The following is a 20,025-nucleotide window of genomic DNA, read 5'->3' on the forward strand; positions in this document are numbered from 1 at the left end:
ATATATCCTTATATAATCAACTTCCAAGGTCTGCGGAAAACTCCCTTTATCGGAAAACTGACTTACTCGTGTCTTTTACCACTAGGTTACTGATTGAAATATTGATTTTCTCTCTGACGGAAAGCAGCCATTGGTCGTCATGAGGATAATGCATAAAGTCAACAGTCATGGCTTCATCAATAATGGCCACCACTGCTTCCCGCCCTGCTAGCTTTTCAAGCGCCACACAGGCTGCGATGTCTTGAAACGCCTGTTGCATCAGCTTTAACCGTATGGAACTTACATGCCCATTCTTCCCTGGATAGACTAAGAATGCGTCCCCAGATGGAAAGCCACGGTCAGCGTCTGTATTTAAATAAGGATTTATATCCATATTTAAGCACTTGTGACCGTACCAATGGTTATAACCCCAATGTAAGAATCCTTTTACACCTGCTTTGTATAATTGAAGGCCAATGACTCGAGTGCGAAGACCCGGCATATTCATGAAACGATTCGATAAGCCTTCTTTATACTCACAACAACAATAGTACGCCCAGAGATTTTCCACATTGTTCTCAATGAATTTTGGGATATGCTCCGTTGAAGCTACTGGTACATCCACTAGACCTCTTTCATAAAAGTCATAATCCGATAACGCATCGAATACCGGCGCATTGAACCCAATCTCCTTGATGATGTTTCGCGCAACGCTATAGTGCTCGATATTGCTCGTATTCGGCTCATCAGAGATATGGAAGTGGCATAGTTCTTCCCACCCTTTTTCTTGTAAAAATTCTTGAAGCGATTTTAGGAATGCCTTCAAAAACTCTTTATAGTCGTCTGAGTCTGCACGGGTATGCCACCCAAAAATCTTCGTTTCTACGCCATCCACATCCGCATAGATTTTCGGTGCATATTCAGCTCCCCATTGAGAGAACAAATGAGTCATTTCAAAATATTTCATACCTTTTTCTAAGCACATCGTCATAAAACGATCGAGTAATTTAAAATCAAAAGAATACACACCTGAATCTTTCATGATTCGAACCAACTGTACTGTTGGACGATCTCCACCAACATGCATTTCAAGTGCAGGTGAGAAAAGCGGTGTTAGAATCATATTAATTTCGTGCTCTACATAATTTTCAATGTAATTTTCAATAAGTTTGAAATGTTCCTCAGAAAGCATTACTACGTTGTGAAGATCCGCGATGCAATCAAAATAAAACCATTCAGTACGCTTTAGCCCATGATCAGCCATTTCTACGTTCAGTAAGTCGAGGGTGAACACTTCAGTTGAAACCGTTTTGTTCTCGTGAACTACATCTAGTCCAATCTCATACTTTCCTTTTTCTAAACCCTTTGTGTTTACATAAACCCAGAAACTATTCCACTGTTCATGAACAGCATGGATTTTATTCCCTGGTAAAATTGGATCCGGATAAAGCCCAGGTGTTGTGCGCAAAAGATAGCCATCATGATCACGATAGTTAGGCATGTTAGAAGGTACGAGCCCGACATGTCCAATTTCCACACGGTCTTTGATTTCTGAATTTATTTCTACCGTTAAATTGTGTGTAAGCTCCATTGCTTTTACTGCTAGTTGGAACGAAACATACTCATTAATTAAAGCTGTCGTGCGGTAATAGCAGGCTGCTTTCAAATCTTCATCTGGAAAAACTTTTTCAAGTGGGCTAATTAATCTCGTTTCGAACTTCATAAAGAACCTACCTTTATTAAATTTATTTTTCAAGTGCAATCAAAATCTTTACGCGAACTTCTCCGAATTTCATTAAAACACCCTTCATGATCGGTTTTTATGCAAACAAGAGGATTTTTAAATTTGCATTTGCTTCATAAAAGCGCTTTCTAATTAGGTAAATCTACTACTAATGTCAGTGGGTAATGATCAGAGGGATATAATTCATTTATCTTTGTTGTTATTATTTCTGCTTCTACTAGTTTCATATTTGGGGAAGTGAAAATATAATCTATAGGTTCTCCCTCATATCCACCTTTAAAATCATGGAATGTGTTTCTTAGATGTTCTTCTGTTGTCATGATCGAAAATGCGTTTATCAGTTGAGCTTCATTTTCCCAAAATTGAATTGAATCACTGTTAGGATAATCATTAAAATCTCCCATTAACATAACGGGTAATTCTTCTTTTTCATTTAGTTGACTTATCATTTCCCAAATAACTCGCACACCATTGGTACGAGCATCCTCACTCTCATGATCTAAGTGAGTATTAAATATACGAAACTTATGATGAGGATCTTCTTTTAATGAAAATTCTCCCCATGTACAGATGCGAGGATAAGCTGAATCCCAACTGCTGCTTCCTTCAACGAAAGGAGTTTCAGATAACCAAAAGGTTCCCGTATCAAGTAATTCAATCCTATCTGTACGAAAAAGAATGGGGGAATATTCATCATCTTTCCGCCTTGGTTTTCCGATCCACTGGTAGTTGGGGATTTCATCTTTTATATCATTTATCATCTTTTTATTTAATTCTTGCATCCCGATAATGATAGGATTTTCCTGATTAATGACTTGAGCCACTTTCCCAATCCGATTTGGCCATGCATTTTCACCATCAACTGGGACGTTTACTCTTACATTAAAAGTCATGATCTTCATTCTCATTTCCTCCCCCCATAAAGCGTACTTTTAGAGACTAATGTAACCGGAGGCCGGCACCGATTAAACCTGCATTTCCTTTTAGTGAACTTGGATAAATCCTATCCAGAATTCCAATTTGTTCAGGGGTAAGGATTTTTTTTAGATCCCTTTTAATGAACCCCAGAAGATCTGGATTATTGTCGATGACTCCACCGCCAATAACAAGTTTATGTGGATCCAATAAACATGTAATGGTATATATTCCGGTCGCCATGTGTTTAAAAACCTCATTCATAACCTCGACAGAAATTGGGTCATTTTTTCGATATAACTCTATGACATCTTGTGTGGTAGATGAAACGGTAAGATTTGTACCATTCATGCCAAATTTTTGTTTCAATTTATCATTTGCCATCCTTTGAATGGCAGGACCTGCCGCGACAGCTTCTAAGCATCCATTGTTTTTATACTTACTTTGTAAAGTTGTTTTTGTGACGATGGATAGCCCAATTTCTCCTGCAAAACCTGCTCCACGTATAAATTCTCCATTTTGAATCGTACAACAAGAAATCCCAGTACTAATCGTTTTATAAACAAAGGTTTCCTTTTGTTTTTTTCCTAATTGGTACCACTCTCCATAAGCAGCCATGTAGACATCGTTATCAAAACAAATAGTAGTTGAAAAGTGTTGTCTAAGTCTCTTGACTATCGGGAAATTTTCCCATGGCAAATTGTTTTGAAAAACGGCAATACCATTCTCTTGATCAACCTTTCCTGGTACACCAATTCCAATTCCTTTAATATCCTCAATCTTGTAATTTGCTTGGTCCAGGACACTAGAAATTACACTTACAACTTGTTGAAACATTTTTTCTCTATCATTCGGAGTGCTTGGCAGCTCTGTACGAAAATAGCATTCTCCTTTATTATCTACTAAAGCGCCAGCGATCTTTGTTCCGCCAATATCTATCCCTAAAGAGAATGTCATTTCATAGCTCCTTTACGTTAAGGAAACGTTTACAACTTGTGTTAAATTTTTAGGATTGTCTGGGTCTAACCCGAGTTTTATTGCACGATAGTAGGCTAGCATTTGTAAAACAGGCATGAGTAGAACGGTTTTGTTTAAATCACTTAATCCCGAACGAATATTAACCACTTTGTCGGCAAAATCTTCATTTTCAATATCACCAATTGCAATGGTATACCCACCAAAATTACGAATATCTTGAATTAACGCTCCATCTAAGTTCTTAGTGTCATTCATGGTAAAAATGATGGCAGCGGTCTTTTCGTTAACAATTGAAATAGGACCATGTCTAAATTCTAAGTTGGAGTAACTTTCACATTGAGTTTGTGTCATTTCCTTTAACTTTAAGGTAGCTTCGCGGGCTAAGCCATTGTATACGCCTGCTCCAAGAAAGATAAAACTCTCAAACTCTTCATTTTCAGCCACTTGTTTTAGCACGTCGACTTCGCTAATCACTTTTTCCATTAATGCAGGAATTCGTTCTAGTTCACTCCAAATCTCCTTATCTCCTGAAATTGTAGCAGAGAAAAGTTGAAGCGCGTACAACATATTGGTAAATGATTGCGTCATAACCACACTTTTTTCGTTAATATGGTCTAAACTAATACTTTCGTTAGATAACCTAACCATGTCAGTATCTCCATTGCAGGTTACTGCAAGGGTGGTAACCTGTTCATTACCTTCAATATGTTTTAATGCCTGAATGATTTCGGAAGTCGTTCCAGAGCGGGAAATGGCGATTAATTTATATTTTTTACCAGGAGCAAAAACCTGGTTAGAAAACATGAAAATTTCAGAAGCTGGAATAGCTAAAGCAACTTTTCCAGTCACTGCTTGAAAATACCTGGAAGCTGAAATAGCCAAATAATAGGAGGTTCCACAGCCAGTAAATAGATAAATTAAATCCTCTTTATCTGCTTGAACCTCGAACTGGTTAAGAATCTTATATGTTTTTTCTAATGCCGTTGGCTGTGATATTATTTCATCGAAAGTATAAAGATTACTCATTTTTACTTCCCCCTAATATTTTTTAAAAAGCGCCTTTTACTTTATTTGTTTCACTTTCACATCGTTTAGTAACTGTTTATATTTTGATAGATTGATCGAACCTGCAATGGATTCAAGGGCATTTGCTGTCCCTGCCGCGATCCCCATTTTAATGATATCTTCTATTTTCAATTTCAAATGTAATCCAGCAGCAATTCCTGCTACAAGTGAGTCACCACTCCCAACTGGATTAACGGGATCGATGATTGGAGGCGAAGCCCGGTAGGCATTTCCTTCTGCAGATACAATGACACCTTTACTTCCGAGTGAAACCACAACAAAAGGGATACCTTGAGAATTCCATTTGTTTGTATAAACAGCGATTTCTTCTTCACTCATCTTGTCGCGCCCACAAATAGAAAGGAGCTCTTCTTCATTCGGTTTAATCATGAATGGCTTCGCTTCTATAACATGTTGCAAGGGTATACCGCTCGTATCTATTATACTTTTACTTCCCGCATGATGGATGAGATTGACTAGTTCAGCATATGCATCATTAGGCAATCCTTTAGGCAAACTGCCGGATAAAATAACAAACTCGCTATTATGGGCAATGTTCTCTAATTTATTTTTAAACTGTGTCCAGTCTTCAGAAGGAATGGAAGCGCCAGCCTCTAGAATTTCAGTTTGGCTATTTAACTTTCTATCAATGATATTCAGGCAAATACGCGATTCTCCGTTTATTTTCAAAAAATTGTGATGGATTCCCCTCTGCCCTAACATGTTTAGAATGAATTCTCCATTAAAGCCACCCACAAATCCGGTCGTACTTACGGGAATATCCAGCTGCTGAAGAACTTTCGCAACGTTTATTCCTTTTCCCCCAGGCTCAATCAACACATTACCATGAGTACGATTAACACGATTTAAGCTAAAGTTTTCTATAAAATAAGTTTTATCAATTGCAGCATTTAGGGTAACCGTTGTAATCAAATCTATCACCCTTTTTATACAAATCTAGGAGTCTTTTGAAGCATCTCTATTTTTTGTTTTACGATCTTCTCGACTGCTTCTCGTGCCGGGACAAAATACTTTCGAGGATCTTCCTGTGTTGGATTGTCCATCATAAACGTTCTTAATTTTTCTGCAAAAGCGATTTTTAACTCCGTTGAAAAATTAACCTTAGCAACGCCATAGTTTAGTGAATGACGAACACTTTCTTCTGGAACTCCAGATGCCCCGTGCATGACAATCGGGCATTTCACACGTTTATTGATTTCATCAAGTAGTTCAAAATTTAATTTAGGCTCACTTTTATATAAGCCATGAGCAGTTCCAAAAGCAGGAGCAAAGGAATCAATATTTGTGCGAAGGACAAACTCTTCTGCTAAATCGGGATTTGTTAATTGAGCATTGGCATCTTCGACAGAGAGGTCATCTTCAACTCCCCCGATTGTACCTAATTCAGCCTCAACGGGAACATTTACAAAATGGGCAGCCTCCACTACTTTTTTTACTAAATGGATATTTTCCTCAAAAGGCAGGTGTGAACCATCAATCATAATGGATGTGTAACCTGCTCTTATGCATTGCATAACTGTTTTAAAGCTGTCCCCATGATCTAAATGTAAGGCAATGGGGATTTTAGCTTTTTCAGCTGCTATTTTCGTCATCTCCACGATATACTCAATTCCTAAATACTTAATTGTTCCTGGTGTAGTCTGAAAAATAACTGGAGCACCTAAAGATTCAGCACCAACAACCACAGCTTTCAAAATTTCTAAATTATGGACCGCGAAAGCGCCTACGGCATAGTTGTTCCAATATGCATCATCTAAAAGTTCCTTGGTTGTGACGAATGACATTTCTCCATCTCCTTTTAAAGAACCAGCGTTGTACCTTAAATGGGTTGTTGGTACAAGTTAAAAATCAAAAATAAAAAACCATAATAAAATTTAGAAAATTCAATAACTAAATTATAGTATGGTTGGGTTGTTGGGTCAACTTGATTTGATTTAACTTTTAAATAAGTTCCGTGTAGAATCGGCATCGATCACCACGAACGATCGATGAACAAAATTCAATCGGCAAGCCATTAGCCTCATATGCGATTCGTTCTAATAGCAAAGCTGGCAAACCTTCATTCACATTAAGATGCTGACTTTCAAAATTTCCAATTAATACAGGTTCAAATATTTCTTTTGCTTTTGTAACGATTAAACCGTATTCCAATTCCAAGATGTCATATAACGAATTTTTTTCTAATTTTTCTTTGGTCAAATTTATGACCTTTTCTTTAGGCAGGTAGGAAGTTTCCAAAATAATCGGTTCTTCATTTGCACAACGGAGCCTTCTTAGCTCAATAACCTCTGAATTTTCCTCAATTTGCAGTTTTCTAGCAATCCGGGAATTAGCTTGTTTGCTCTCAAGACTAATAATGATATCCTTTGGATTCATTCCTTTATCTCTCAATACTTTACTGAAGCTGTAGAAACCTGTTAGTGATTGCTCCAGCTTTGGCTTAGACACAAATGTTCCTTTACCTTGTATTCTATTTAACATTCCATCTTGGACGAGATCATCCAGCGCTTTTTTTACGGTATTTCGGCTAATATTATATTCTGAAATAAGCTGATATTCTGAAGGGATTTTATCTCCTGGGAGCCAATCACCATTTTCGATATTTTCTTTAATAATTTCTTTTAATTGATAATAGAGAGGAATAACACTTTCATTATTTATCTTTTTTTCCATGTAGTTAACTTCCTTAAAAGTATTTTCATCTTACTTATTCGATACTATAACAATGATTCACGAATTCCTTCCGAACTACAGGCTGTTTCATTCCTGAACGTCGAAAACACGATATTGGCCAAATTTAGCGAGTGCGTCTTCTCCTAGTGTATCCGGCAATGGCTCACTGCCTGCCCCTAATTTTTCATTAATCAAATTCCACAGATTTGTACGATTATACCGTTGGTGAACAAGCGAGAAGGTTGTTGACTCCAATAACTTTTTCGCTTCTTCATATCTTTTTTGATCAACTAACAATTGGCATCTTCGCTCAATTATATCTTCGTCATTTAGGGCATTTAATTGTTCCAGCCAGTACTCTCTTTCATCCAACTGCTCTTCACCCATCGATTTTAATGCTAAATCTCTTTCGATGATGACCTGAGGGTGTAAAGCTAGAGAAAGGATTTTTATTTTAGAAAGAGCCTTAATGCATTCTCGTGGTGAATTTTTATTACGCAAATATATTCTTGCTTCAACTAATCGAGCAAAGTCGTTTCTAACATTTGACAGGACTCGTAACCCTTCTTCATACCTTTCATTTCCTGCATGCCAGACACCTAAATAAAAATTCCATACATCTTTTTGATCGTTATCAGAATGCTTCATAGCCCATAATAGGGCTGGTTCCAATTCAAACATTCCTGAAGGCGGCGATGAATTATGAATTGGATCGGGAGGAACAGGTATATTATTTGGGGTCTCATTCTCGAATGCATTTAAAAGCTCGATCCATGGTATAACCTTTGTTCGTCTAGTCCAGTTAAACCTTGGAATTTCTTCTTGTGGAATCAACTGAACCGTTGGCATTGTCATCTCATTGATCTTACGTGCTTCTGAGACAGGAATCCAATATTCACAATATACCTTTTCTTCACCAGAGGCCAATTCATCTTTAATAGATTGGTCTTTAATCGGCCTAGCTTGTATTTCAACGTAAGACTCTTTTTTAGCGAAGTGTTATATGCCCACTTTTCATCCCTGCCAATGCCATATGTCCACAGCTTTATGCCTGGGACTTCATTTTTATCAGATATATGATAAAGCCCAGTACCTAGACTAGGTGTAAAAACACCAAAAGCGTTGGTTGCAGCACTTTCCCAAAAAAAACCTGCCATATGGTCAAACTGACTCAATCGAACCGACTCTTCACTATTCCAATGAATCGTTTTAATTTCATGACCATGATAGAGTACGTCCCCCTCAGGAAAATATAGTTCCGTATCATTTCTAACAGGTAAAGCCGCATTAGACCATGACATCCATGCGTGACTCTTTGGAGTCGGGTTATAAAATGATGATCTTTGTGTTAAAAAGTGGTCAAACTCTCCTAATGAAAATTCAATTGTCCACTGCATCCCATAACGGACTTCCTGTTCTCCACACCAAAGATAAATCCGATTATTCATTATTTTCGCCTTGAACTGTACGGATTCGATTTGAACAGGTGTATGTGAAATGGGAAAACTGACTTCAATTCCACCACTAAGAAAGGCCATTCTCGGCAAAATGCGCACAGGTTTTACAGAACCGGAATCGTATAAAATTTCTTTGTCACTTGTTTTATCAAATAAAGAGAAAACCTTCCCCCTAAATCGGGACAGATCTTAACTTTGAGTGAGCTGTTTTCCATAATAATCATTTTTACCTTGATTAAGGATGGTCTCTCAGCTGTTTCTACAAAACTCTCATAAGGATACACTCCATCCGGATCACATACCGTCGGAATCGGACCCGCGGATTGGATGGGATGAAATAACAAAAGCTCTTCCGTTTCAGTAAGATTCAACATTATAAACGCTTCCTTTTATACGAAATATAAGTGGCGAACTTTTATATTAAAACCGATTATACAGACAACAGGTTGTTGGGTCAATTAAGGATAAAAATTTTACCTTTTAAACTTTGGTGCCAAATCCTTCTACAGTCTGAAAGAAATGCCCAAGGTCATCAGCTATAGTTGGACCATTTTGCCGATAAAAGTAGGACGCGTTACGCTTTGATCAGTATTCACTGTACGGTTTAGTTGAATTTGTTGGCCATCAAAATGGCACACGACTGTGTCAGTAAAAGGAGTATTGACAAAACACCAGCTCATTTCGAAATCATGTTCACTCCTCCAGCCTGCTTTTGCGCATACCGTTATTTCAGTCGGCAAATACACGGAATGAAGAGCATTGTCAAACAGGGTTGTCGCTCCCTCGATCCATTCCTGATAGCCGCATATAATCTGATGTTCCCCGCGGTCATCCTTAAGAACAAATGTACAAGAATCCGAGTTAAATATTACGGAAACTTCTTTTATGTTTTTCTCATTTGCATCCATTTTAAATACTCGATTAGATACGATTTCATCGAGCGGAGAGGTTTTCATCAACTTAGGTGTGGGTAGCATTAAATGGTTCAATTGTAGATTTAGAATGGTTCTAGATTCATCGTCAGCAGGCAGTGAACGATCACTCATTGCAGGCAATAAATGCTCCCAAACTAAATTCAAAATACTCGGACCCTCGTGAGTGCCGCTCGTTATGATGACAACCGCATCTTGTTGCGGAAGGACGATACAAAACTGGCTGAACGCACCATCCGCCCGGAAACCCCCATGCCGGGAAAGCCAAAATTGAAAGCCATATCCTTGCTGCCAATCGTCTTCCTTATTATCCCCATTATCGATTTGAAATGAGCTTGCTTCCTTGATCCAATTTTTATCCAGCAGCTGCCTGCCTTCCCAGAAGCCTTGCTGTAATAGGAATTGTCCGAACTTAGCAATATCCTCTGTTTTCAGGCTCATACCGTGTCCGCCAGTGTTATGGCCTTCCGGTGAGGTTTGCCAATATGGTCTGGAAATCCCGAGCGGTTCGAACAGCCTTGGCTCGAGATAATCAATTAATGGTAATCCTGCAACCCGTTGTACTATCGCAGAAAGCATCTGTGTAGCACTTGTATTGTAGAGGAAACGTGTTCCTGGCTCATGGTCCAGTGGTATATTCAAAAAGTACTCAACCCAGCTTCCTTCAATCTGCTGTAAATCCCAGCCCATTGTGGCATTTTCATGTCCAGCACTCAATGTTAATAGATCCCGAACTTGTATGTCCCTAAATTCATTTTTATGTTTTATCTCTATTTCAGGGAAAAAGGATGCAAGAGTATCCTCCAACGATAAAAGACCCTCCGTTATCGCAAAACCGATCGCAATGGATGTGAAACTCTTTGTCAAGGAAAATAGCATATGTTCACGGTCACTCCGGTACGGGTGCCACCATCCTTCAGCAATGACATGGCCATGGCGCACTATCATCAAACTATGAAGTTCTAGCTCCTGTTCCTTGATATAATCCAAAAATCGAGAAATAGCACTTGAAGATATTCCTTGTTCTTCTGGTGAACTTCTTGGTAATTTACTTATTTTATTCATTAGTTGCATTACCTCCTTAGTTGTTAAAGCCCTTTTATCCAGCGTCCTGCCATCTCAATCCAATTAACCACTTCAGGCTGCAGTGTCCATTCCTCATCTTTTCCCTTCGTCTCTTCTGTGCCAAGGGACAAACCATGTGCCCCCTCGGGATAAATATGCATTTCCAGGGATACTTTATTTTTTAGAAGGGCATCCGCAAATAGTAAACTATTTTCTACGGGAACAGCCTCGTCTGTAAATGTGTGCCATAAGAAGGTTGGCGGCGTTTGATCTGTTACCTGTTTTTCCAACGAAACCTCATCTAAAAGCGAATCATAGTTTTCCCCCAACAACGCAACAAAAGAACCTCTGTGGGCATGCGTCCCAGAAGTAATAACCGGATAACTTAATAGAATTCCATTGGGTTTTACCTCTTCGTTTGAAATCCCTAAGCTTTCTGATAAAAAACTTCTATTCCAGAAAACTCCTAAGCTTGCCGCTAAGTGACCACCAGCAGAAAAGCCAGTAACGATAACCTTATTTTTATCGACATGCCATTGTTCAGCATTTTTTCTGATAAGAGCTACTGCAGTTGACAGTTCTAAAAGTGCTGTCGGAAAAACAGCTGGAGAAACACTATATCTTAAAACACATGCGTTAAATCCCATCGCATTCATTTTAATCGCAATGGGCTCAGCTTCTCTATCTGACGTAAATCCGTATGCTCCTCCGGGACATATAATGATCGTTGGACGTTTTCGATTACGATCTATTTCTGGAGAGTTATCCAGTATGTAAGTATATAGTTTGGCCTCAGAATGCTCCGTCCGAATATCGATGATTTCATGTATCAATTTTTTCTCCTCCTCAATTGGCAGTTCCTCGTAATTTCAGTAGATAGGAACACTTTTACCCTTGCTCCCCTAGTTTTGGTTACATTCTGTTCCAGTCAAATCCCATTTTCCTCAAGAAAGCTCTCGCCAGCACCATATGCCCAGCAACGCTTGGATGGACACGATCCCACGCTAATGTGGCAGTATATAGATCCTTTAGCACTTCATTAAACGCAGCTTGCGTATCGACGAACAAACAGTCATTCTCAGCGGCAATGCGTTTTACAACCGCTCCATATTGATCCATCGTTCGGCGCATTGCATCATGTTCATTACTTTCCAAGAAAAAGGTGTCATCAATACGATCCCATTTACAAACGGCTTTGTCTCCTTAATCAACATCCGAAGCGTTTCCTCGTATTCATTCAAATAGACATGCCATTCTTTAATGAATGGCGTATCGTATTGCCGCCAAACATCATTTATGCCGATCATAACAGCTAACCAGTCTGGCTTCTGATCAAGCACATCCTCTTGCCATCTTTCCTTCAAATCCCGAACCGTGTTTCCACTATTCCCTTTATTGACGACCCGGATTTCTAAGTCCGGATAAACAGCCTGAAGAAGCCCATCGACGAAAGATACATAGCCTTTTCCCAGCGCGCCGAACAATCCTTCTCCTACCGGTTTCTCTCTTTCACAATCCGTAACGGAATCCCCAATAAACAAAAGCTTTTGCCCCTTATTTAACAGCATTGTTGTCTCTCCTTTATTTATGTTTATTATCTTTTTGCTAGCTGTGCTCAAAACTTGTTCCTGTAGAATTGTGGTTCTTTAGCAAATGGAAATGCCAATCAGATGGATAAACATTTGCTATGTTTTATACTCACATCTTTATTAAGATATCTATCTTAAATTTATTTAACTGAAAATTTAAGATTGTTTAATAATAGTATATTTTATTCAAGGTTATTTATCTTCTAAAAAAATTACTAGTATACATACTTTTTAAATTTCAAAAAGAGACACTAATTTCTTACTGAGGTTTTGCGTTGTTCCAAAACTTTTTTTCTTAAAGTACTTCTATTAATTTATTATCGGACCCACCTGACCTGGCACTCTAAATTTCGTATGTTATATCTCCATAAGAAAATCCCTTCTATATTAGACAGATTAGTATGCTTTCTTTTATCTGTCTTCATAAAGGGGATCATTTCATGTTTGCATCTTCTTCTCTTTAAAATGAATATATCGTTCAGTCTATTTTTTCTTTTTCTTTTGGTTAGCTGTTTTCGAATTATTGATTTTGTTATTTCCATTCTTCGAGGCTGCGGATTTTTGTTTGTTGTTGTTTGATTTTTTTGCCATTTTCATCACCCTCTCGTTAATTAGAATGAATTGGACTTATATCTTGATATAGTATTCATAATTGGTAAAATTTACACAAAATAATACATAAAAAAGGCTGTGAATAGCCCGTTTTTGTCCAAAGATGTGGAGGTTTAATATTGAACAGTTGGACCGCTCATTGACCAAGTTTTGTTCAAATAGAGCTCTTTTATTGGACATTTTGACTGGCCACGCGCCAAGTTTTATCCAATAGGATCCTCTTATTGGACATTTTGACTGCTGACGGCGGAGTTTGTCCAATAGAACCCTTTTATTGGACATTTTGACTGCTGACGGTGGGGTTTGTCCAATAGAACCTTCTTATTGGACATTTTGACTGCTCATGGACTAGGTTTTGTCCAATAGAACCCTTTTATTGGACATTTTGACTGCTGATGGCTGGAGTTTGTCCAATAGAACCCTCTTATTGGACATTTTGACCGCTCATGGACTAGGTTTTGTCCAATAGAGCCCTTTTATTGGACATTTTGACTGCTCATGGACTAGGTTTTGTCCAATAGAGCCCTTTTATTGGACATTTTGACTGCTGACGGTGGGGTTTGTCCAATAGAACCTTCTTATTGGACATTTTGACTGCTGACGGACTAGGTTTTATCCAATAGAACCCTCTTATTATATGAAAAAGACCACCACATACCTAACCAACCAAGGCTAGGTGTGTGAGGATCTTTTTTTTTCAATAATTCAATTAATTTTTGTATTGAAAATTCTAAAAGTTGATGAGAAAAAGAAAAATACTTGTGAAGAAAAATTACTTTCTCCATAATCTGAACGGAGCATTACTCTCCGTCTGTAATTTTTAATATAAATAATATTTATTGATAAGCTTACGTCTCTTCAAATCTTTCGCTACAGCCTCCGCACGTTTCTTATCAACAAAATTCACTGAAAGTTTATAATATGAGCCTATTTTATTAATAACAACATTCGAATCTGCATAATCCTTTTTGATAATTGATACGAGTTTGTCTATGTCCCTCTTACTCTTTATAACATCTAATGTAAAGTGTCCGTTGTATTGTTTTGTTACAGATACTGAAGAACTAGATACAACTTTACCAATCTTTTCTCCCACTTTCGCAACTGGCATTATTGTAAAATAAATGAACTTCCCTTGATCACTTTTTGCAACCTTATACGTAGTTCCTTTTGCACCTAGTATAGCTTTTTTGTTTTTTCCTTTACTATCATCTGCACGGTACCATTGAATAATAGAGTTGCCTTCTTTATCGTTTTCCCTATCTTTGTATGTGTACACAGCTGTGAGAGTAGACCCTGCTTTTGCTGTACCTAGTACCTTAAGGTTAGTTGCAGCAGGTGCTGAATTAATGGCAACATACTTACTGCTTACCGCTACGCCCTTTGTTTCGCCAGTTTTCGCTACCGGAGTAACCTCCATAGAAATGAATTTTCCTTGATCGGCTCCAGTCAGAGTATAAGACTTTGATATAGCACCACTAATTACCTTTTTGTTTTTACCTTTTGAATCATCTGCCCGAAACCACTTTATGATGGATGTTCCTTCTTGATCGTTATCTGCATCTTGGTATGTGTAAGCTCCTGTTAGAGAAGAGCCTATTTTTGCATTACCTGTTACAGTTACTTTTGTTGCTTTAGGTGCTGAATTTTTATTAATGGCAACATACTCACTACTTACCGCTACTCCCTTTGTTTCGCCAGTTTTCGCTACCGGAGTAACCTCCATAGAGATGAATTTTCCTTGATCGTCTCTAGTAAGAGTATAGGATGGTGACGTTGCACCACTAATTACCTGTTTGTTTGTACCTTTTGAATCATCTGCACGTGACCACTTTATGATGGATGTTCCTTCTTGATCGTTATCTGCATCATGGTATGTGTACGACCCTGTTAGTACGGAACCTGCTTTTGGTGTTCCTGTTACTTTCACATCGCTTGCGGTTGGTGCTGTATTTGTGGGTGGTATTGGATTATCTCCGCCACCTCCTAGGTTCGGATCTACGATTACTTTTCTTGTAACAACTGTTTCATTTCCGGCAAGATCTCTTGCTTTAATCGTAATGGTATTTTCCCCTGGATCTACTATAACTCTATAAGAGATACTTCCATCCGAATTTATTTTTACATTTTGATCATTAATCATTAAACTACTTAGATTGTCATCCCTTACTAAACCATTAACTGTTACAACATCCTTATTCGTCTTATAGCCATCATCCGGAGTTATAACATTTACAACCGGAGCGGTTTGATCAAGAGTAACATTAACAGGTAACGACGAATCAGTTTCTTTTCCTTCCACTTCAGCTTTAACAGTTAATTCATTGGAACCAGCATTTAGAGTAGTTGGAATGCTGAATTGACCACTCTCCACGGTCCCGGTTCCAACTAAAGATGAACCATTAAATAGGCTTATTGATGTGCCATTTGCACTCGATGTACCCGTAACAGTTACGTGTGATTCTTTCGTAAAGGTTTTATTCACTGGTGAAGTGATGACAGGTGCATTTACTTCATCTTTAACTAAAGCACGAATCATCAGGTTTCCTTGCTGAGGAAGGGCTTTTTGCCATCCGCTATCGATATAAATCCAACCACGTCCATTAAATGCTCCATCTATATCATTTCCTAATCCAGGGCTATATGGATAATCTGCCGTTTGAATAACCACGATATAGAAATCACCATGTATTATAACTCCTGTATCAAAGTGAACGGTGGTCCAATCCCCATTTCGTAAAGCAGTCCCTTCAATTGGCAGGCAATCATTTTTCCAGGGGCACCCTTAGGTCCACTAGCATCATATAAAGCATATTTAAAATCAGTTCCACCTGGCGCCGGGAATCTTTCATCGAAGAACATTATTTTAGCCCCAGTTACTTCAACCGTATTCGTATCAGGAGTCATAAGAACAGCCTGTAAAGTACCAGCTTTATTAAATGCTGTAGTAGATTCCATAGAACCATCATCATATCCCAGTTCACCTGAAAGACCGGTAAATGATTTTAAACCAACACTAGTTGAAGTCGTTTGTCCTCCTGCCACTGTTACCTTTAGTTGCTGATCATAGAAATCAGGAGCTGATACAGATAAAGTATAGTCACCTGCTAAACAATCCAATGTATACATACCATTAGAATCTGTATAAACTGGAGAAACTCTCGCATCCTCCATAACCATAATACGAGCATGGGAAATCGGTTGACCGGTTGTTTGATCTGTTATTACACCTTGTATCATGCCATGTGGAATAGTCTCTAAACTAAAGTCTGCAGTAGTAGTTTCATTATCCGTTATCGTAATCGTTTGATCTTCCGGATAATATCCGTATGCTTCTGCACGAGCTGTATAGGTACCAGGAAGAGCATTAATTTTGAAAGTACCATTCCTTGGGTCAGTAATGACCGATTGACCTGTTTCCAAAAGTGTGACTGTCGAACCTATAATAGGTAGACCATTTGCAATTACCCCACTAGTCTCTTCTTTTGGAGTAGATATAACAGTGTTTGAGGATTTATTGCTTTCGTTTTTTATATTTGTTGTCGACTTGACTGAATGTATATCAGGTCTATTATGCGATAGAATACTTGCTGCTACATTATCATTTACATCTAATACTTGAAAATCATCAAGGTAAAACCCAGCATAGTTCAGAGATTCGTTCGATGTAAGGTGGAAGCGAAATTGAACTTGTTTCCCTTTATATGCCTCTAAATTGAAACCATCTTGGAACCATGAATTTCCATAAAGACCATTATAGTCCTGGATTTTTGTCCAACTTGTTCCTCCGTCCGAGGATATTTCGAAACTTACATCGTCCAGAGGCTTCCCGTACGTGTAGCCTTGAATTTGAAACCAATCTTGGAAAGCCACGATTGGATGAATTGTGTTTGAGAGATCTATAATTGGTGAATATAAGGAATAATCACTATTATCCTCATAATTCCCATCAAGATCTGTTCCCCAAACGTTCGGAACAGAACTCGCTTCTGATGGCCCACCTTGAGGCTTACCTCTTTCCCATTCATCAATTGTTCCAGAATGGGTCCATCCGTTATCATCCGGTCCATCAAAGTTGTCCTGAAAAATTACTTTTGGATTACTTTCTAAACTTACACTTATTTCATTAGAATAGACGCTTTCATTTCCACTATAATCTACAGCAGTAACAACATAATAAAAAGGACCTTTACCATCAACCCAAGTATCTATAAAATCAGGAGTTACTGAACCACCACTGCTTTCGTAGCCTGAACCTGGTGTGGTACTACGGTATACATTGTAAAATTGCACATCATTGTCTTGTGGAGCATCCCATTTTAGATTGATAAAATTTAATGGATCAGCATATCCACTTAGATTACTTGGTGCACCAGGTGGAGTATGGTCAGTTTCAAGAGAAACATCATCGATGTACCATCCTAAATTCTGAACTTCATCATCAGAAGTTAGCTCCAATTTAACTTTTACTTGCTGTCCACCATAATTTCTAAGGTCAATATATCTTGTGTCCCATTTCCCGTTAAAACTTGTAATGGTTTCTATTGGCATGTATACGTTGCCTGTTGAATTTGCTGAAATGTAAACTGTACCAAAATCTTTGTCCTGTTCTAAGTCATACCATTGCTTAAAAGAAAGAATGGCTCCTCCTGGTGAATCTAATAAATTTATAGTCGGCAATTGTAAGTCAGCTGTTGAATTAGGATAATATGCTCCAGATAAATTTGTACCTACGACTTTTTTTCCAGAGAATGCAGAATCTGGACCTCTAGTAGGTTCTCCCCACTGCCAAGTATTGTTCTTTCCGTAAATCTTATAACCATCAAAGTTTTCTTCGAAATTTTGAAAATACCCTGGTGTAACCCCATCCGTAATCGTAATAGAGTTGATATCTGTAGTCACTTGATTATTTCCAAAATCACTAACTTTAAAGTAATATTCTACGCCTGCTGTCGTTTCTAAGACACTTGGCACTAGTCCTTCGAAAACGCCATGTCTGTTATCTCCCGATATTTGGTCCATCTGAATAGATGTCCAATCCTGGTCTCCAGTTATTCGGGCAAAAGCCTCTACAGTACCAACATTTATATTATCGCTTACGGATATATCTAAATGGAGATTATCGTCGTTCGTGTAAGCTAGTTTAATTGGCGTATACTCAATAACTGGTTTTTCATTGTCCTCGCCTGGTGTAGTTACCTTACCTGTAAGGGTACCAACCCCAGAAGTAACAGTTTGAACTGCATTATAAGCATTTACAATACCATATCCATACCCATTGTTAGGACTAATGTTATAGTCACTATTTGTCATTGGTGTTGCGGTTTGTTTTATGATGTATTCTAATTTATCTACATCTAAAGATGCGTTTTCTTGTAGCATTAACGCGGCAACTCCGGCAACAATTGGTCCAGCCATCGAAGTCCCATCTTCTTCAACATAGGATCCATTTAGAAAACTTGAAAGAACCTTTACACCAGGCGCAGAAACATCTGGTTTGATTTGACCATATGGAGATGGACCTCTTAAGGAGAAATCTGCTAAATTATTGAATTTGTCCGTTGCACCCACTGCAAATGATTCTGGATAATTTGCTGGATTGGCAACGGTGCCAGGTTCAGCTTTATACGGTGAATTTGTATTCCCGGCAGAGAAAACAGGCACAATATTAGCTGCCTTCCATGCCTGAACAATAAGGCGGTAGAACTCATCTAATCCTGGTCCCCCTCCCCAAGAGTTATTTATTACATCGGGTGCCAACTCTGGATGTAAGTTTCCTTCTGCATCAGTTGGTGCCAACATCCATTGTCCTGCTTCAAGTAAAATTTCAGTGGTAGTGTGTCCACTTGAATCAAATATTCGAGCAGACATCCATTTAGCTCCAGGCGCCACACCAATTTTGTGTGTACCATTTTCTTCCGAACCAACCATAATACCCATGGTGTGTGTCCCATGCCCTATTCCATCAAAAGGCAAAATGGTATGCCTAGGAGTAGGGTCAAACCAGCTTAATTCTGGATTTGATACTTTTCCATTTTCATCCACAGCTCTCCATTTTCTAAATAACGCTGGGTGAGTATAATCAACCCCGGTATCTAAACTACCGACTACAATACCTTTACCATCAATCCCTTGTTTCCATACTTTCGGAACACCTATTAAATTAATATCCCATTGAATATTTGGATCTACAGGCTCATCCGATTTAGGACTATTTCTATCTCCTTGGGAAACTTCTTTTTTAGTTTCATTGTTAGATGATGAAGTTTCTGTGCTTTGATTATCATTTAATTGTACCGTTTCATTGGGAAGGACTTTTGCTACGTCATTGCGTTTTGCTATTTCTTCCATAACTTTTTTTGTACTTGTAATAGCCATAGAGTTTACAATATAGAAACTCTTATAATCTTTCACATCTCCAGATGCCTTTTTATCATCCAAGTAGTCCATTAAACTAGCTTGGGTTCTAGTTGAAGCTTCTCTTAATGAATTCACAACGACAGATCTCGTGTTTAGAACAGCCGTCCTAGCTGTTACATTTTTGGCCTTGAACTTATGAAGTGAATTATTAGAAATACTCATCACATCTGGTTGTTCAGACAACTTTATTATATAGGTTACATATTTCTCGCTATTAAATTCATCAGTTAATTTTGAGCTAATTTTATCTGGGTAATTTAGTTTTGGGCTAGTGAAGGTATGTATATTCGTAGAAGGATTATTTTCAACTGCAAAACTGGGACTCCCAAGAGTAAATAACAATAGTACTGTTAAAAATCGTGAAACGACATTCATTAATTTCTTGTTCTTTAACAAAAACTCAACCCCTTTTATTTTAAATTTGTTCATTGATTTAATACTTTTAACACTATGAATAAACTATTATGAATATAACTTCGATGAGATAAAGATTGACTATAAATTAGGTAAAAAGTAATAGTTTAAACCGTTAACGCTTTTACCTATTACACTAATAGTTAAGTGAAGTTAATATT

Annotated in this window: 12 protein-coding genes and 2 pseudogenes; all 14 read right to left on the reverse strand. The window is 38.1% G+C overall.

Translation table 11 applies throughout. The features are described 5' to 3' along the window. Window positions 1-46: 46 nt before the first annotated feature. Window positions 47-1,702: a DUF4091 domain-containing protein gene (locus RCG23_RS02945; RefSeq protein ID WP_308178523.1), complete on the reverse strand. Its 1,656-nt coding sequence runs from the start codon at window positions 1,700-1,702 to the stop codon at window positions 47-49. Between the two features lie 149 nt (window positions 1,703-1,851). Further along, a complete protein-coding gene (locus tag RCG23_RS02950; RefSeq protein ID WP_308178524.1) occupies window positions 1,852-2,625 on the reverse strand; it encodes an endonuclease/exonuclease/phosphatase family protein in 774 nt (257 codons plus the stop codon). 37 nt (window positions 2,626-2,662) lie between these two features. Next, entirely contained in the window at window positions 2,663-3,595 is a 933-nt protein-coding gene (locus RCG23_RS02955; RefSeq protein ID WP_308178525.1) for an ROK family protein, read from the reverse strand. A 12-nt stretch (window positions 3,596-3,607) separates the two neighbouring features. Further along, a complete protein-coding gene (locus RCG23_RS02960) occupies window positions 3,608-4,642 on the reverse strand; it encodes an SIS domain-containing protein (RefSeq protein ID WP_308178526.1) in 1,035 nt (344 codons plus the stop codon). 36 nt (window positions 4,643-4,678) lie between these two features. After that, window positions 4,679-5,614 carry a 1-phosphofructokinase gene (gene pfkB, locus RCG23_RS02965; RefSeq protein ID WP_308178527.1) on the reverse strand — a complete coding sequence of 312 codons (936 nt, stop codon included), beginning with the start codon at window positions 5,612-5,614 and terminating at the stop codon, window positions 4,679-4,681. A 14-nt stretch (window positions 5,615-5,628) separates the two neighbouring features. Then, window positions 5,629-6,486, reverse strand: coding sequence for a class II fructose-1,6-bisphosphate aldolase (gene fba / locus RCG23_RS02970; RefSeq protein WP_308178528.1), 858 nt, complete (start codon window positions 6,484-6,486; stop codon window positions 5,629-5,631). A gap of 157 nt (window positions 6,487-6,643) precedes the next feature. Continuing rightward, entirely contained in the window at window positions 6,644-7,375 is a 732-nt protein-coding gene (locus RCG23_RS02975; protein ID WP_308178529.1) for a GntR family transcriptional regulator, read from the reverse strand. Window positions 7,376-7,462: 87 nt separating this feature from the next. Then, window positions 7,463-8,224: a hypothetical protein gene (locus tag RCG23_RS02980; protein WP_308178530.1), complete on the reverse strand. Its 762-nt coding sequence runs from the start codon at window positions 8,222-8,224 to the stop codon at window positions 7,463-7,465. Window positions 8,225-8,226: 2 nt separating this feature from the next. Then, window positions 8,227-9,206, reverse strand: a pseudogene (locus tag RCG23_RS02985) (DUF5107 domain-containing protein). A gap of 162 nt (window positions 9,207-9,368) precedes the next feature. Next, on the reverse strand, window positions 9,369-10,829 hold the full coding sequence (locus tag RCG23_RS02995; protein WP_308178532.1) for a serine hydrolase domain-containing protein: 1,461 nt from the start codon (window positions 10,827-10,829) through the stop codon (window positions 9,369-9,371). Window positions 10,830-10,852: 23 nt separating this feature from the next. Continuing rightward, on the reverse strand, window positions 10,853-11,662 hold the full coding sequence (locus RCG23_RS03000) for an alpha/beta hydrolase (RefSeq protein WP_308178533.1): 810 nt from the start codon (window positions 11,660-11,662) through the stop codon (window positions 10,853-10,855). 79 nt (window positions 11,663-11,741) lie between these two features. Further along, window positions 11,742-12,397 (reverse strand): annotated as a pseudogene (locus RCG23_RS03005) (SGNH/GDSL hydrolase family protein). A 1,453-nt stretch (window positions 12,398-13,850) separates the two neighbouring features. After that, the gene (locus tag RCG23_RS03010; RefSeq protein WP_308178534.1) at window positions 13,851-15,701 is read right to left on the reverse strand and encodes a hypothetical protein; all 1,851 of its coding nucleotides are present in this window, start codon (window positions 15,699-15,701) and stop codon (window positions 13,851-13,853) included. Between the two features lie 20 nt (window positions 15,702-15,721). Further along, window positions 15,722-19,846, reverse strand: a complete 4,125-nt coding sequence (locus RCG23_RS03015; protein ID WP_308178535.1) for a S8 family serine peptidase — start codon at window positions 19,844-19,846, stop codon at window positions 15,722-15,724. Window positions 19,847-20,025 lie beyond the last annotated feature (179 nt).

It is taken from the genome of Neobacillus sp. PS3-34, from assembly GCF_030915465.1.
Classification (GTDB): domain Bacteria; phylum Bacillota; class Bacilli; order Bacillales; family Cytobacillaceae; genus Neobacillus_A.